Origin of the sequence: Streptomyces sp. NPDC008313, assembly GCF_042956125.1 — a bacterium.
GTDB lineage: Bacteria > Actinomycetota > Actinomycetes > Streptomycetales > Streptomycetaceae > Streptomyces.
On record NZ_JBIBFR010000034.1, the window covers coordinates 1 to 15,306 of the forward strand.

At 71.4% G+C, this 15,306-nt stretch carries 10 protein-coding genes; 6 read left to right on the top strand and 4 right to left on the bottom strand.

All coding sequences use genetic code 11. From position 1 onward, the window contains the following. Nucleotides 1–92: 92 nt before the first annotated feature. Nucleotides 93–1,205, bottom strand: coding sequence for a substrate-binding domain-containing protein (locus ACFY93_RS31880; protein WP_391365388.1), 1,113 nt, complete (start codon nt 1,203–1,205; stop codon nt 93–95). Nucleotides 1,206–1,666: 461 nt separating this feature from the next. Between ACFY93_RS31880 and hisC the strand changes: the two genes are divergently transcribed. The 4 genes from hisC (at nt 1,667) to cydD (ending at nt 9,321) form a co-directional block, all read left to right on the top strand. Continuing rightward, on the top strand, nt 1,667–2,746 hold the full coding sequence (hisC, locus tag ACFY93_RS31885) for a histidinol-phosphate transaminase (RefSeq protein ID WP_391365389.1): 1,080 nt from the start codon (nt 1,667–1,669) through the stop codon (nt 2,744–2,746). A 338-nt stretch (nt 2,747–3,084) separates the two neighbouring features. Next, nucleotides 3,085–4,593, top strand: a complete 1,509-nt coding sequence (locus ACFY93_RS31890; RefSeq protein ID WP_391365390.1) for a cytochrome ubiquinol oxidase subunit I — start codon at nt 3,085–3,087, stop codon at nt 4,591–4,593. 20 nt (nt 4,594–4,613) lie between these two features. Next, nucleotides 4,614–5,618 (top strand): cytochrome d ubiquinol oxidase subunit II, encoded by a 1,005-nt coding sequence (cydB, locus tag ACFY93_RS31895; RefSeq protein WP_391365391.1) that lies wholly within the window; start codon nt 4,614–4,616, stop codon nt 5,616–5,618. Between the two features lie 58 nt (nt 5,619–5,676). Then, on the top strand, nt 5,677–9,321 hold the full coding sequence (gene cydD / locus ACFY93_RS31900; RefSeq protein ID WP_391365392.1) for a thiol reductant ABC exporter subunit CydD: 3,645 nt from the start codon (nt 5,677–5,679) through the stop codon (nt 9,319–9,321). A gap of 133 nt (nt 9,322–9,454) precedes the next feature. Here cydD and ACFY93_RS31905 read toward each other — a convergent pair whose 3' ends face one another. Continuing rightward, nucleotides 9,455–10,342 (bottom strand): HAD-IIB family hydrolase, encoded by an 888-nt coding sequence (locus tag ACFY93_RS31905; RefSeq protein ID WP_391365430.1) that lies wholly within the window; start codon nt 10,340–10,342, stop codon nt 9,455–9,457. 361 nt (nt 10,343–10,703) lie between these two features. On the opposite strand from ACFY93_RS31905, the gene ACFY93_RS31910 reads away from it, so the two are divergent. Both ACFY93_RS31910 and ACFY93_RS31915 read left to right on the top strand, forming a co-directional pair. Next, nucleotides 10,704–11,720: an EamA family transporter gene (locus ACFY93_RS31910; RefSeq protein ID WP_391365393.1), complete on the top strand. Its 1,017-nt coding sequence runs from the start codon at nt 10,704–10,706 to the stop codon at nt 11,718–11,720. After that, nucleotides 11,717–12,619 (top strand): LLM class flavin-dependent oxidoreductase, encoded by a 903-nt coding sequence (locus ACFY93_RS31915; RefSeq protein WP_391365394.1) that lies wholly within the window; start codon nt 11,717–11,719, stop codon nt 12,617–12,619. Before ACFY93_RS31910 ends, ACFY93_RS31915 begins: the two co-directional genes overlap by 4 nt. Before the next feature lie 129 nt (nt 12,620–12,748). Here ACFY93_RS31915 and ACFY93_RS31920 read toward each other — a convergent pair whose 3' ends face one another. After that, nucleotides 12,749–13,297, bottom strand: coding sequence for an RNA 2'-phosphotransferase (locus ACFY93_RS31920; protein WP_391365395.1), 549 nt, complete (start codon nt 13,295–13,297; stop codon nt 12,749–12,751). A 220-nt stretch (nt 13,298–13,517) separates the two neighbouring features. Continuing rightward, nucleotides 13,518–15,302, bottom strand: a complete 1,785-nt coding sequence (locus tag ACFY93_RS31925) for an SDR family oxidoreductase (protein ID WP_391365396.1) — start codon at nt 15,300–15,302, stop codon at nt 13,518–13,520. Between the last annotated feature and the right edge of the window lie 4 nt (nt 15,303–15,306).

Sequence of the window (15,306 nt, forward strand, 5' to 3'; positions counted from 1 at the left end):
CGCCAATTACCAAGCCGGCCTCGAACTCCGCGCGGCACTCCTCTGGATCCGCAGCCTCCAGGCCACCCAGTGATCACAACATCAGACAGGCCCTAACCCTCTTCCGGGGATCGGGGCGGACTGACCGTGGTGCGCGGCGGCCGGCGTTCGGAGGAGGTGCGCACGATCAGCTCGGTCGGTATCACCTGCTCGACCGGCTGGTCCGACTCGACGCCCTCGATGGCGTCGATGAGGAGCTGGACCACGGCGGTCCCGATGCGGCGCGGCTTGAGGGAGAGCGTCGTGATGGGCGGTTCGGTGTTGGCGTAGACGGTGGACTCGCTGCAGCAGACGAGCAGGAGGTCGTCCGGCACGCGCAGTCCGTACCGCCGGGCGGCGGCCAGCAGATCAGTGCCGTTCGGGTCGAAGAGGCCGTACACGGCGTCGGGCCGGTCGGGCCGGGCCAGGAGCCGGTCGGCGGCGACGGCTCCGGCGCAGGGGTCGTGCGCGGGATAGGCCTCGTAGACGGGGTCCTGCCCCACTCGCTCGCACCAGCGCAGATACGCGGTCGTGGAGAGGTGGGTGTACGTGTCCGTGGTGGTGCCCGTGAGGAGGCCGATCCTGCGCGCTCCGGCGTCGGCGAGGTGGTCGAGGATGCCCAGCACGGCGGCCTCGTGGTCGTTGTCCACCCAGGCCGTCACCGGCAGGGCGCCGGCCGGGCGGCCGTCGGAGACGACGGGTAAGCCCTGGCGGACCAGCTCGCTGACCACCGGGTCCTGGTCGGACGGGTCGATCACCACGGTCCCGTCCAGGGCGACGTTCGACCAGACGTCGTGGCGTGAGGTCGCGGGGAGGATGACCAGGGCGTATCCGCGGGCGAGCGCGGCGGACGTGGCGGCTCTCGCCATCTCCGCGAAGTACGCGAACTCGGTGAAGGTGAAAGGTTCATCCCCGTAGGTCGTCACGGTCAGGCCGATGAGCCCTGATTTGCCGGTACGGAGGGTGCGGGCCGCGGCCGAGGGGCGGTAGCCCAGCCGGTCGGCGACCTCGCGGACGTGGCGTCGGGTGGCGTCCGGCAGCCGGCCCTTGCCGTTGAGGGCGTCGGAGACGGTCGTGATCGAGACTCCTGCGGCGGCGGCCACGTCTCTGATGCCCGCGCGGCTCGGCCGGCCGCCTCGGCGTGTGGTCTCCGCCCGGCTCACCTGGTGCTTCCCTGCTGCTGTCATGGCGAGCCGATAGTAGGGCTCATGCGGTGGGGTAGTGCGGACGCATATGCACGCGTTGACAGGCACGTTTCTGCATGGTCGAGAGGCGGTAATTGCCATGGAAACCATGGAACTTGAACGATCCAATGCCAGTACGTGGCTTGTCGGCGCGCATGAGCCTGCCAAGGGGGTCATGTTTCGAAGAGGTCTCAACTCACCTTCACGGGGGATGCGCGCCAGGGCGCGAGCCACCGGCGCGCATCGAGCGGGAGGGCGCGCCCCCCCGTTTTGTACGTCTTCGTACGGTGATGAACCGTGTCCGTGCGGCGGATGGGCGTCCCGCGGGCCGGACGGACACGGCCGTGGGCGCGGACCCGTCCGCCCCGGCCATTCGCAGCGGCGCCGAATCCTCATAAGGTAAGAAGCATTGGATGCCGGGTCGCGGTTCGACGAGCCGGTGGTGGTTCACGAGGAGGACTGCGGTGAGCGAGACGAGCCCCAAACTGCGAGTCGAGCTGGAGGGCATCCCCGTCTACAAGCCCGGCAAGCCCGCGGCGGCCGGCGGGCCGGTGGCGTACAAGCTGTCCTCCAACGAGAACCCCTATCCGCCGCTGCCGGGCGTGATGGAGAGCGTGACCTTCGCCGCCTGCTCCTTCAACCGCTACCCGGACATGGGCTGCACCGGGCTGATGGCCGAGCTGTCGGACCGCTTCGGGGTGCCGCTCTCGCACCTGGCCACGGGTACCGGCTCGGTGGGCGTCGCCCAGCAGCTGATCCAGGCCACCAGCGGACCGGGCGACGAGGTCATCTACGCGTGGCGGTCCTTCGAGGCGTACCCGATCATCACGCAGGTCAGCGGTGCGACCTCGGTCAAGGTGCCCTTGACGCCGGACGATGTGCACGACCTCGACGCGATGGCGGACGCGATCACCGACCGGACTCGGTTGATCTTCGTCTGCAACCCCAACAACCCCACGGGCACCGTGGTGCGCCGGGCTCAGCTGGAACGATTCCTCGACCGGGTGCCCAGCGACGTCCTGGTGGTGCTGGACGAGGCGTACCGCGAGTTCATCCGCGACACCGAGGTGCCGGACGGCGTCGAGATCTACCGCGAGCGGCCCAACGTGTGCGTGCTGCGCACCTTCTCCAAGGCGTACGGGCTCGCGGGACTGCGGGTCGGCTTCGCCATCGCCCACGAGCCGGTGGCGGCTGCATTGCGCAAGACGGCGGTGCCGTTCGGTGTGAGCCAGCTGGCTCAGGACGCCGCGGTGGCGAGCCTGCGCGCCGAGGACGAGCTGCTCGGCCGGGTGGGCTCGCTGGTCTGCGAGCGCACGCGGGTGGTCGAGGCGCTGCGTGGGCAGGGCTGGACGGTGCCCGAGACGCAGGCCAACTTCGTGTGGCTGCGGCTGGGGGAGCGCACGCTCGACTTCGCCGCCGCGTGCGAGCGGGCCGGCGTCGTCGTGCGGCCCTTCGCGGGCGAGGGCATGCGGGCCACGATCGGTGAGACGGAGGCGAACGACGTCTTCCTGAAGACGGCGGAGGCGTTCCGCAACGAGCTCTAGCCCGTCCCCGGCCGCGCGGCCGACGACAGGACGGGCGGAAGCCGGGCAGCGTGACGACGCTTCCCGGCTTCTCGCTTTTCCCGGCCTTCCGGCCGCCGGTGCCCGTGGCCTTCCTGCCCCTCGGCGCCGCTGTGGGCCGTCTCCGGCCTACGTTTCCGCTGCCCGGCCGGGTCGTCACCCCATAGGGACCCCCCTCCTGTCAACCTCCGAACAGGTATGCGTCATACTTGCTTGTGAATGTGAACGCGTTCACAAGCGCGTCCCGGTTGCTCCCGTGATGGGAGTGACATACCGGGTCAATCGCCGCTGGATCACGGCGACGTAAGGAGGCCGACGACGTGGAACTGGCTCTGGCGCCGGAAACCCTGGCGCGATGGCAATTCGGCATCACCACCGTCTACCACTTCCTCTTCGTACCTCTCACGATCTCGCTCGCCGCGCTCACGGCCGGCCTGCAGACCGCCTGGGTGCGCACGGAGAACGAGAAGTACCTCAGGGCGACGAAGTTCTGGGGCAAGATCTTCTTGATCAACATCGCGATGGGCGTGGTCACCGGCATCGTGCAGGAGTTCCAGTTCGGCATGAACTGGTCCGACTACTCGCGCTTCGTCGGCGACATCTTCGGAGCCCCGCTCGCCTTCGAGGCCCTGATCGCCTTCTTCTTCGAGTCCACGTTCATCGGGTTGTGGATCTTCGGCTGGGACAAGCTGCCGAAGAAGATCCACCTCGCCTGCATATGGATGGTCTCGATCGGCACGATCCTGTCGGCGTACTTCATCCTCGCGGCCAACTCCTGGATGCAGCATCCGGTCGGCTACCGGATCAACGAGGAGAAGGGCCGGGCGGAACTCACCGACTTCTGGGCCGTCCTCACCCAGAACACCGCGCTGAGCCAGGTCTTCCACACCCTCTCGGCGGCCTTCCTCACCGGCGGCGCCTTCATGGTCGGCATCGCCGCCTTCCATCTGACCCGCAAGAAGCACATCAGCGAGATGAAGACCTCGCTGCGGCTAGGTCTGGTCACGGTGGTCATCGGCGGCATGCTCACCGCGATCAGCGGTGACACCCTCGGCAAGGTCATGTTCGAGCAGCAACCGATGAAGATGGCCGCGGCCGAGGCGCTGTGGGACGGCGAGTCGCCGGCACCCTTCTCGGTCTTCGCCTACGGAGACGTCGACGCGGGCCACAACAAGGTCGCCGTCGAGATCCCGGGACTGCTCTCCTTCCTGGCTCACAACGACTTCAGCTCGCAGGTGCCGGGCATCAACGACGTCAACAAGGCCGAGCAGGAGCAGTACGGTCCTGGCGACTACCGGCCCAACATTCCGGTCGCCTACTGGGGCTTCCGCTGGATGATCGGCTTCGGCATGGCGTCCTTCGCCATCGGACTGACCGGGCTCTGGCTGACCCGCAAGAAGTTCCTGCTCCCCCAGCACCTGCGGGTCGGGGACGACGAGGTGCCCCATCTGGCTCTGCTTCCCCACAAGGCACTCGGTCCGAAGCTCACCCGGTGGTACTGGCGCGCAGCGATCTGGACCCTGGCCTTCCCGCTGATCGCCAACTCGTGGGGATGGATCTTCACCGAGATGGGCCGTCAGCCCTGGGCGGTCTATGGCCTGTTCCAGACGCGCGACGCGGTCTCCCCCGGCGTGTCCCAGGCCGAGGTGCTCGCCTCGATGAGCGTCTTCACCGCGCTCTACGCCGTCCTGGCCGTCATCGAGGTCAAGTTGCTCGTCAAGTACGTCAAGGCCGGGCCGCCGGAACTCACCGAGGCCGACCTGAACCCGCCCACGAAGATCGGCGGCGACTCCCGTGACGCCGACAAGCCGATGGCCTTCTCGTACTAGGCCGAGGGAGCTGCACAGTCATGGAACTGCACGACGTCTGGTTCGTTCTGATCGCCGTCCTGTGGACCGGCTACTTCTTCCTGGAAGGCTTCGACTTCGGGGTCGGCGTCCTCACCAAGCTGCTCGCCCGGAACCGGACCGAGAGGCGGGTGCTGATCAACACGATCGGACCCGTGTGGGACGGCAACGAGGTGTGGCTGCTCACGGCGGGCGGCGCGACCTTCGCCGCCTTCCCCGAGTGGTACGCCACCCTCTTCTCCGGCTTCTATCTGCCGCTGCTGGTCATCCTGGTCTGCCTGATCGTGCGCGGCGTCGCCTTCGAGTACCGCGCCAAGCGTCCGGAGGAGCACTGGCAGCGCAACTGGGAGACCGCGATCTTCTGGACCTCGCTCCTCCCCGCGTTCCTGTGGGGCGTCGCCTTCGGCAACATCGTGCACGGTGTGAAGATCGACTCCGATCTGGAGTATGCCGGCAGTGTCGGGGACCTGCTCAATCCCTACGCGCTGCTCGGCGGCCTGGTCACCCTGACGCTGTTCACGTTCCACGGGACCGTCTTCGTCGGGCTCAAGACCGTCGGGGAAATCCGGGAACGGGCACGCAAGCTCGCCCTCGGGCTCGGTCCGGTGGCCGCGGTCGTGGCGCTGGCCTTCCTGCTCTGGACCCAGGCCGACGACGGCGACGGTGCGTCACTGGTGGCCATGATCGTGGCCGTGGCCGCGCTCGTCGGGGCCCTGGGCGCGGCACGGGCAGGGAGGGAAGGCTGGGCGTTCGCGTTGTCGGGGCTCACCATCGTGGCGGCCGTCGCGATGCTCTTCCTGACGCTCTTCCCGAACGTCATGCCGTCCTCGCTCAACGAGGACTGGAGTCTGACGGTCACCAACGCCTCGTCGAGCCCGTACACCCTGAAGATCATGACGTGGTGCGCGGGGATCGCCACGCCGATCGTCCTGCTCTACCAGTCGTGGACCTACTGGGTGTTCCGCAAGCGGATCGGTACGCAGCACATCGCGGACGCCGCTCACTGAGTCCGACCCGGGCCTGTTTCACGTGAAACACGCCCGATGATCCAAGGGTGTGTTTCACGTGAAACCGGTCGATCCGCGCCTGCTGCGATATGCCCGCGCCACGCGACTCTTCCTCTGTGCGGTCGTGGGCCTGGGGGCTGTCGGCGCGGTGCTCGTCATCGCTCAGGCGATGCTCGTCGCGGACGTGGTGGTCGGAGCCTTCCAGCACGGCCGGTCCGTCACCGAACTGCGCACCCCTCTGATGGCGTTGGCAGGAGTCGCGATCGGCCGTGCGGTCATCTCCTGGCTCACCGAACTCGCCGCGCACCGGGCGAGCGCGGCCGTGAAGTCGGAGCTGCGAGGGCGCCTGCTGGAGCGGGCCTCGCGGCTCGGCCTTGGATGGCTGAGCGGACAGCGGACGGGGTCGCTGGTGGCCCTGGCCACGCGGGGCGTCGACGCACTCGACGACTACTTCTCGCGCTATCTGCCACAACTGGGGCTGGCGATCGTGGTCCCCGTGGCGGTGCTCGCGCGCATTGTCACCGAGGACTGGGTGTCGGCGGCGATCATCGTCGCGACACTGCCGCTGATCCCTGTCTTCATGGTCCTCATCGGATGGGCCACGCGTTCTCAGATGGACCGTCAGTGGAAGATGCTGTCCCGCCTGTCGGGCCACTTCCTGGACGTGGTGGCGGGACTGCCGACGCTCAAGGTGTTCGGCCGGGCCAAGGCGCAGGCGGAGTCGATCCGGCAGATCACCCGGGCCTACCGGCAGGCGACCATGCGCACGCTCCGGATCGCCTTCCTGTCGTCCTTCGCCCTCGAACTGCTGGCGACCCTGTCGGTCGCCCTCGTCGCGGTGACCGTGGGAATGCGGCTCGTCCACGGTGAGATGGACCTGTACGTGGGTCTTGTCATCCTCGTTCTCGCGCCCGAGGCGTATCTGCCGTTGCGGCAGGTGGGGGCGCAGTATCACGCGGCGGCGGAGGGGCTCGCGGCGGCCGAGGAGATCTTCGCCGTCCTGGAGACGCCTCTCGCGGCATCCGGCACCACGGCCGTGCCGTCGTCCGGTGGCCTCCGCCTCGAAGAGGTGACGGTCCGCTATCCGGGCCGGGGCCAGGACGCGGTCAGGGACGTCTCTTTCGAAGTGGCCGCCGGTGAGACGGTCGCACTCGTCGGCCCGAGCGGCGCGGGCAAGTCGACGCTGGTGAGCGTGCTCCTCGGGTTCGTCGAGCCGTCCCGGGGAAGCGTGAGCGCCGGGGGAGTGGATCTTCGCGAAGCGGACCTGGAGCAATGGCACTCCGGCATCGCCTGGGTGCCCCAACGGCCTCACCTCTACGCCGGATCCATCGCCGACAACGTACGCCTGGCGCGACCGGACGCCGACGACGGAGCGGTGCGGCGCGCCCTCCGAGACGCCGGCGCTCTGGGCTTCGTGGACGCCCTTCCAGAGGGAGCCGGAACAGTCCTCGGGGAGGACGGTGCTGGACTGTCGGCCGGGCAGCGTCAGCGGCTCGCGCTGGCCCGCGCGTTCCTCGCCGACCGGCCCGTGCTGTTGCTCGACGAGCCGACGGCGTCCCTGGACGGCGCGACCGAGGCGGAGGTCGTGGACGCCGTCCGGCGGCTCGCGGTGGGGCGCACGGTGCTGCTGGTCGTCCACCGGCCGGCCCTGCTGGAGGTCGCCGACCGCGTCGTACGGCTCGGGGAGGGGGCGGCCGGCGAGGCGGACGGTGCCGTACTCGGCCGGGGGACGGGTGGCGCGCGGGACGAGCGGCGGCACCGGGACGTCCCGGCCCCGGCCCGCGGCGTTGCTCACCAGGCGCCTTCGGCCCTCTCCGAGGATGTCCCCACCGATGCCTTCCCGCCGCCCCGGGACGCTGGTCTGTCCGAACCGGCGCGGCCTTCGCGGGCCGCGGTGGCGGGACGGTCCGCCCGCCGCGGCGGGGACGTGCTCGCTCAGGTGCGCGACATGGCTGCTCCCCGCCGTGGCGGCCTGGCCCTCGCTCTCCTGCTCGGCGCCCTGGCGCTCGGCAGTGCCGTAGGGCTCATGGCCACCTCCGGATGGCTGATCTCACGGGCCTCCCAGCAGCCGCCGGTGCTGTATCTGATGGTCGCGGTGACGGCGACCCGGGCGTTCGGTATTGGACGTGCCGTCTTCCGGTACACCGAGCGGCTGGTATCGCACGACGCGGTGCTGCGGATGCTGGCCGACACCCGGGTCGCCGTGTACCGGCGTCTCGAACGGCTCGCCCCCGCGGGCCTGCGCACCACGCGGCGCGGCGACCTGCTGACCCGCCTCGTCACCGACGTGGACGCCCTCCAGGACTACTGGCTGCGGTGGCTGCTGCCCGCCGGCGCGGCGGTCGCCGTCTCGGCAGCGTCCGTCGGCTTCGTCACCTGGCTGCTGCCCGAGGCCGGGGCGGTGCTCGCGGCGGGACTGCTGGCCGCCGGGGCGGGCGTTCCGCTGGTCACCGGTGCCGTGGCGCGCCGCGCCGAACGCCGGCTCGCCCCGGCCCGCGGTGCGCTGGCGACGTGTGTGGCCGACCTGCTCACCGGGACGGCCGAGCTGACCGTCGCCGGCGCGCTGCCGGCACGTACCGCCGACGCGCGGGCGGCGGACACCGTCCTCACCCGCATCGCCTCGCGCGCCGCCACCGCGACCGCGCTCGGCGACGGGCTCACCGCGCTGCTGTCCGGGCTGACGGTCGCGGCCACCGCTCTCGTGGGGACGCACGCCGTGGCGGACGGGCGGCTGAGCGGGGTGGCCATGGCCGTCGTCGTCCTCACCCCGCTCGCCGCCTTCGAGGCCGTCCTGGGGCTGCCGCTCGCGGTGCGCCACCGGCAGACGGTGCGCAGAAGCGCGGAGCGCGTGTACGAGGTGCTGGACGCCCCCGAGCCCGTACGCGAACCCGAGCTGCCGTCCGGTCCGCCCCGGTCGCCGTTCCCGCTCGTCCTCGACGGACTCGCGGCCCGTCACGCGGGGCAGACCCGTGACGCGCTGACCGGGCCGGACCTGACCCTGGAGCAGGGACGCCGCATCGCCGTGGTGGGTCCGTCGGGGTCGGGCAAGACGACGCTCGCGCAGGTGCTGCTGCGGTTCCTCGACGCGCGCGGGGGGACGTACACGCTGGGAGGGGTGGACGCGTACGCCATGGACGGGGACGCCGTGCGCCGCATGGTCGGACTCTGCGCGCAGGACGCGCACCTCTTCGACAGTTCGGTGCGCGAGAACCTGCTGCTGGCCAGGAAGGACGCCACCGAGGCCGAGCTGCGCGACGCGCTCGCGCGGGCCCGGCTCCTCGACTGGGCCGACACCCTGCCCGACGGTCTCGACACCCTGGTCGGTGAACACGGGGCCCGGCTCTCCGGCGGCCAGCGTCAGCGGCTCGCGCTGGCCCGCGCCCTGCTGGCCGACTTCCCGGTCCTGATCCTCGACGAACCGGCGGAGCACCTCGATCTCCCGACGGCCGACGCGCTCACCGCGGATCTGCTCGCGGCGACCGAGGGCCGCACGACGCTGCTGATCACCCACCGGCTGGCGGGGCTGGACGCGGTGGACGAGGTGATCGTGCTGGCGGACGGACGGGTGGCGCAGCGCGGGACCTACGCCGAGCTGGCCGCGCTGGAGGGGCCGCTGCGGGAGATGGTGGAACGCGAGGCCGAGGGCGAACTCCTCCTGCCAGGGGCTGCAGGGGCTGCAGGGGCTGCAGGGGCTGCCGGGTGACGGGAGCGGACGGCGGGGTGGGCCGCTGAGGCGTGCGGCGGCGGCACGATCGCCTGCCGCACGATCGCCGACGTCCGGGGCCGTGCCGCTTGGCGGGTCCCGCGCGGCAGCCGCCGGGCGTCCCGCTGGCGGCTCAGGCCTTTCCGGCCAGCAACCGCTCGATCACGACCGCCACGCCGTCCTCGTTGTTGGCGACGGTCCGGCCGGACGCGGCGGCGATCACGTCGGGGTGGGCATTGCCCATCGCGTAGGACCGGCCTGCCCAGGTGAGCATCTCGACGTCGTTCGGCATGTCCCCGAAGGCGACGACCTCCTCGTGGGAGATCCCGCGCTCGGCGCAGCACAGCGCGAGCGTGCTGGCCTTGGAGACGCCGGGGCCGCTGATCTCGAGGAGCGCGCTGGGGCTGGAGCGGGTGATGGTGGCGCGGTCCCCCACGGCCAGCCGCGCGAGGGTGAGGAAATCGTCCGGCGCGATCCTGTCGTGGTAGGCGAGGACCTTGAGCACCGGCTGGTCGGCGTCGGGGGCGTCGTCGGCGAGCAGCTTCTCGGCGGGGGCGACGGTCTCCGGCGCCTCCATGTGCAGGGACGGATACACCGGGTCCAGATGGAGGCCGTAGGTGCGCTCGACGGCGAACGCGGTGCCCGGAGCGGCGTCGCGCAGCATCCGGACGGCGTCGCGGGCGTTCTCCAGCGCCAGGTCGCGGATCTTGACGAACCGGTGGGCGCCGGGGCCGCCGTGCAGGTCGACCACGGCCGCGCCGTTGCCGCAGATGGCCAGGCCGTGACCGTGGACGTGATCGCTGACGACGTCCATCCAGCGGGCCGGGCGGCCGGTGACGAAGAAGACCTCCACGCCCGCCCGCTCGGCGGCCGCCAGGGCGGCGATCGTCCGCTGCGACACCGACTTGTCGTCGTGCAGCAGGGTGCCGTCGAGATCCGTGGCGATCAACCGGGGCAGAACCGTGGAGGCCGGGGTCTCGGGCCGTCGAGTCGCTGAGGTCACCCGGTCATTCTCCCGCACACGCGCGCACGGCCGTGCGGTGGTGCGCACATCTCAGAGGTGACTGTCCTCACCCCGCTCCTCGCCTTGCCCCGTCTCTCAGCCCGCCCCGCTCTGCGCCCCGCTCGGACGGGCCTGCGGAGGTGCTCACCGCTACGCTCTCCGAGCCCGTCGACGATGCCGGGCGTCGGCCTGCCGCCGCACGATGCGCCCGGGGTCACCGGTGACCCGCTGACCCCGATGGGCCTCGATCCTGCTGTGTGCCGTGCCGTGCCGTGCCGTGCCGTGCCGTGCCGTGCCGTGCCGTGCCGTGCCGGTGATCGTGCGCGGCGCGTGCCGGACCTGCCTCACCCGCCTGTGAACTTCCGCCGAGGAGCCCGAATTGACCGTCGCCGCCGTGGGGCGCCGTGCCTGGCTGACCGATCTTCCCGTGCTGCTCGTCGCGGTGGTGTGGGGTTCCAGCTATCTGGCAGCGAAGGAGATCACCTCCACACGGACGGTGCTGGCCGTGCTGGTGCTCCGGTTCGCCGTGGTGATCCCCGTGCTGGTCGTCGCCGGGTGGCGGAGGCTGCGGGCGCTCACGCCCGCCCAGGCGCGCGGGGCCGGGATGCTGGGGCTGATCCTGGCGGGGATCTTCCTGCTGGAGACGTACGGGATCGTGCACACCTCCGCGACCAATGCGGGGCTGATCATCAGCCTCACCATGATCTTCACCCCGGTCGCGGAGAGCCGCGTGCACGGGACCAGGCTGTCCGGGTCGTTCATGGCGGCGGCCGGACTGTCGGTCCTCGGCGTGGTGCTGCTGACCCAGGGAGCCGGGTTCAGCGCGCCGTCGGGCGGCGACCTGCTGATGCTGGGAGCCGCCGTCGCGCGGACCGTGCACGTGCTGGCGATGGCGCGCACGAAGTCCGTGCGAGGAGCGGACTCCCTGTCCTTGACGACCGTCCAACTGGGCGGCGCGGTTGTCGTCTTCGCACTGCTGGCGACAGTGCTTCCGGGGCCGGGCGGAACACCGTGGGCGCTGGCGGCCGGCTTCGGGACGGGCCAATGGCTGGGGCTGCTGTACCTGTCGGTGTTCTGCACGCTGTTCGCGTTCTTCGTGCAGATGTGGGCGGTGCGGCGTACGTCGCCCTCGCGGGTCAGCCTGCTGCTGGGCACCGAACCCGTGTGGGCCGCGGTCGTGGGCATCGCCCTGGCCGGTGACCGGGCGGGAGTGCCCGGCTTCCTGGGTGTGGCCCTGGTTCTCGCGGGCACTGCCTGGGGCCGGATCGCGGCCGACCGAGCCCACGGTGAGGCACGGCGCCGTGGCCCCGGCACCCGTCCGGCGGTGGCCGGAGACCTCCAGGAGGGCCCGCGTCCTCCGGACCGGTCGGACGCCGCCGTAGGCTCTGAGGCATGAGTCTGCGCCTGGGCACAGTGATCCTTCCGTACCGCCGCTGGAACGAAGGGGGGCGTTCCGCGTGGCAGCGAGCGGAGGAGCTCGGGTTCCACACCGCGTACACCTACGACCATCTCTCCTGGCGTTCGTTCCGCGACGGCCCGTGGTTCGGGGCGATGCCGACACTGACGGCCGCCGCGGGCGTCACGGAGCGGATGCGTCTGGGCACGCTCGTCACCTCGCCGAACTTCAGGCACCCGGTGACCTTCGCCAAGGAACTGATCTCGCTCGACGACATCTCCGGCGGCCGCGTCACCCTCGGCATCGGGGCGGGAGGAACGGGCTTCGACGCCACGGTGCTCGGCCAGGAGCCGTGGACGCCGCGCGAACGGGCCGACCGGTTCGCCGAGTTCGTTCCGCTGCTCGACCGGCTGCTGACCCAGGACGCCGTGTCCCATCGGGGCACGTACTACTCGGCGGAGGAGGCGCGGAACATCCCCGGCTGCGTGCAGCGCCCGCGGCTGCCCTTCGCGGTCGCCGCGACGGGCCCCCGGGGCCTGAAGCTGGCCGCCGGGCACGGGCAGGCCTGGGTGACGACCGGTGATCCGAAGCTGTTCGAGACCGGTACGCCCGAGCAGTCGGTGGCGGCGCTGCGCGATCAGATCGACCGGCTCGGCGCGGCGTGCGCGGGGATCGGGCGGGATGTGGCCGAGCTCGACAAGATCCTTCTGACCGGCTTCACTCCGGACCGCAACCAGCCCCTGGACTCCCTCGACGCCTTCGTGGACTTCGCGGGCAGGCACCAGGAACTCGGATTCACCGAGATCGTGCTGCACTGGCCGATCCCCGACTCCGACTTCGACACGGACCAGGCGGTCTTCGAGCAGATCGCGACGGAGGCTGTGGCCAAGCTTCGCTGAGCGCGCGCCAGTCCTCCGCGGGCCGCGGCCGCAGCGCGGGACAGCGGCGGCAGGGACGGTGGCGCGGGGCGGCTGCTGGAGCACGGGGCCGGCGGCGCCGGCCTGCGCCAGGGCTCCGGTCCGGTGGCGTCAGTGCGAGGCGGGGAACCGCAGGTAGCGCGGCGGCACCGATCCGGTGAGCCAGACGCCGTTGGCGCTGACCCGGAAGACGTGGCCGTCGCGGTGCATCGCGGCGGCGTCGACGGGCAGGACGACCGGGCGGCCACGCCGGGCGCCGACCCGGGTCGCGGTCTCGCGGTCCGCGGAGAGGTGCACGTCATGGCGGTTCATGGCGCGGAGCCCCTCGGCGCGGATCGCGTCGAGGCTGCGGGCCACGGTGCCGTGGTACAGGTACGGGGGCGGGGTCGCCGGGGGCAGGCCGAGGTCGACCTCGACGGAGTGGCCCTGGCTGGCGCGGATCCGGGTGTCCTGTACGGCGAAGCGCCGTTTGTCGTTCGTGGCCACCACGTGGTCCAGCTCGTCGCGGGTGAACCGGAAGCCGTGCGCGGCGGCCGCCGCGATCAGGGTCTCGATCTCGACCCAGCCGCCCTCGTCCAGGCGGAGCCCGATCCGCTCGGGCTGGTGGCGCAGATGTTTCGAGAGGTATTTCGACACCTTCACGGTGCGTCTTTCATCCATCCTCACAGCGTGCCTGGTGAGACGCGCCTCACGCAGGTGATTTTTGCTCCCGAGGTTTGATCCACAGCCAAGTGACGTTATCCACAGCCCAGTTGGGGAACTCTGTGGACAACGGGGCTGTCTTTTCAGAGGTGTTCCCCCGGTTCCGGGCGCGCCAGATCCTCGATCCGGTACGCGAAGCCCGTCGGCTCGTGGTCCCTCGCACCGGTGGTGGAGCCGCTCACAGCGGCGGCTCCCACCGGGCGATCGCCCGCAGTGCTCCCGGAGCGAGCCGGGTCAGCAGACGGGCGCCCCGTGCCTCCGGAGTGACGGGCACGACCGCCTTGTTGTGGATCACCGCGCGGAGGATCGCGTCGGCGACCTTCTCGGGCGGATATCCGCGCAGCCCGTACAGCCGCGCGGCCCTCCCGCGGCGCCGGTCCTGCTCGGCGGCGTCGACCCCGGCGAAGTACGCGGTCGACGTGATGTTCGTGTTGACGAAGCCCGGGCAGACCGCCGAGACGCCGATGTCCCTTCCGGCGAGCTCCGCGCGCAGACACTCGCTGAGCATCAGCACCGCCGCCTTCGAGGTGCTGTACGCGGGCAGTGCTCTGGAGGGCTGGTACGCGGCGGCCGACGCGGTGTTGACGATGTGACCGCCCTGTCCCCGCTCGGCCATCTGCCGGGCGAAGAGCCGGCAGCCGTGGATCACGCCCCACAGGTTGACGTCGAGGACCTTGCGCCAGTCCTCCGCGGTCGTGTCGAGGAAGGGACCGGCGAGCCCGATGCCCGCGTTGTTCACCAGGACGTCCACCACGCCGTACTCGGCGGCGACCTTCGCGGCGAGCTTCTCCATGGCCTGCTCGTCGGAGACGTCGACCGTCTCGGCCCAGGCCTCGGGGGCGCCGGCCGCCCGGGCCGCTGTGGCGGTGCGCTCCGCGCTCCGCGCGTCCCGGTCGACGGCGACCACCCGCGCGCCGGCCCCGGCGAAGGCCAGGGCCGTCGCCCGGCCGATGCCGCTGCCCGCCCCCGTGACGAGCACGAGCTGCCCGCCGAACCGCTCGGCGTACCGCCGGCCGGCCGGTCTGGCGGGCACGGGGGCTGCGGAGGCCGGCCCGCCCGGTGGCCCGCCCTCGTTGGCGCGCACGAACTCGGTGATCCACGAGGCCAGCTGGTCGGGGCGGGTGCGGGGCACCCAGTGCTTCGCGGGCAGAGCGCGCCGCACCAGCCGCGGCACCCAGGCCTCCAGGTCGTCGTAGAGCCGCTCCGAGAGGAACGCGTCCTGGAGGGGCGTGACGAGCTGCACGGGCGCGTGGGCGTGGGCGTCGGGACGCGGACTGCCCAGCCGAGCCCGGACGTTGTCCCGGTACAGCCAGGCGCCGTGGGCCGCGTCCGAGGGAAGCGAGGCGGTCGGGTAGCCGTCGCCCGGCACCTTCTCGACCCGCCGCAGAATGGCCGGCCACCGCTTGCCGAGCGGGCCCCGCCAGGCGAGCTCCGGCAGCACCGGCGTGTGCAGCAGGTACACGTACCAGGACTTGGCGCCCTGGCCCAGCAGCTGGCCGACCGCGCGCGGAGTGGGCCGTTTCACGCGCTGCTTGATCCAGTGCCCGAAGTGGTCCAGGGACGGCCCGGACATCGACGTGAAGGACGCGATCCGGCCCCTGGTGCGCTCGACGGTGACGAACTCCCAGGACTGCACCGAACCCCAGTCGTGGCCGACCAGGTGCACGGGCCGGTCCGGACTGACCGCGTCCGCGACGGCCAGGAAGTCGTCGGTCAGCTTCTCCAGCGTGAATCCTCCACGCAGCGGCCGCGGCGCCGTGGAACCGCCGTGCCCGCGCACGTCGTAGAGCACGACGTGGAAGTGGGCGGCGAGACGCGAGGCGACCTCGGACCACACCTCCTTGCTGTCCGGGTAACCGTGCACCAGGACGACCGTCGGCCGCGTCGTGTCCCCCAGCTCCGCGACGCACAGCTCCACCCCGCCCGTCCGCACCCGCCGCTCGCGCGCACCCTCGACCGTCACCCTC

Coding starts and splice junctions, on each gene's coding strand:
- ACFY93_RS31920 (WP_391365395.1), bottom strand. CDS start 13,297: ATGGATGAAAGACGCACCGTGAAGGTGTCGAAATACCTCTCGAAACAT.
- ACFY93_RS31880 (WP_391365388.1), bottom strand. CDS start 1,205: ATGACAGCAGCAGGGAAGCACCAGGTGAGCCGGGCGGAGACCACACGC.
- ACFY93_RS31915 (WP_391365394.1), top strand. CDS start 11,717: ATGAGTCTGCGCCTGGGCACAGTGATCCTTCCGTACCGCCGCTGGAAC.
- cydB (WP_391365391.1), top strand. CDS start 4,614: ATGGAACTGCACGACGTCTGGTTCGTTCTGATCGCCGTCCTGTGGACC.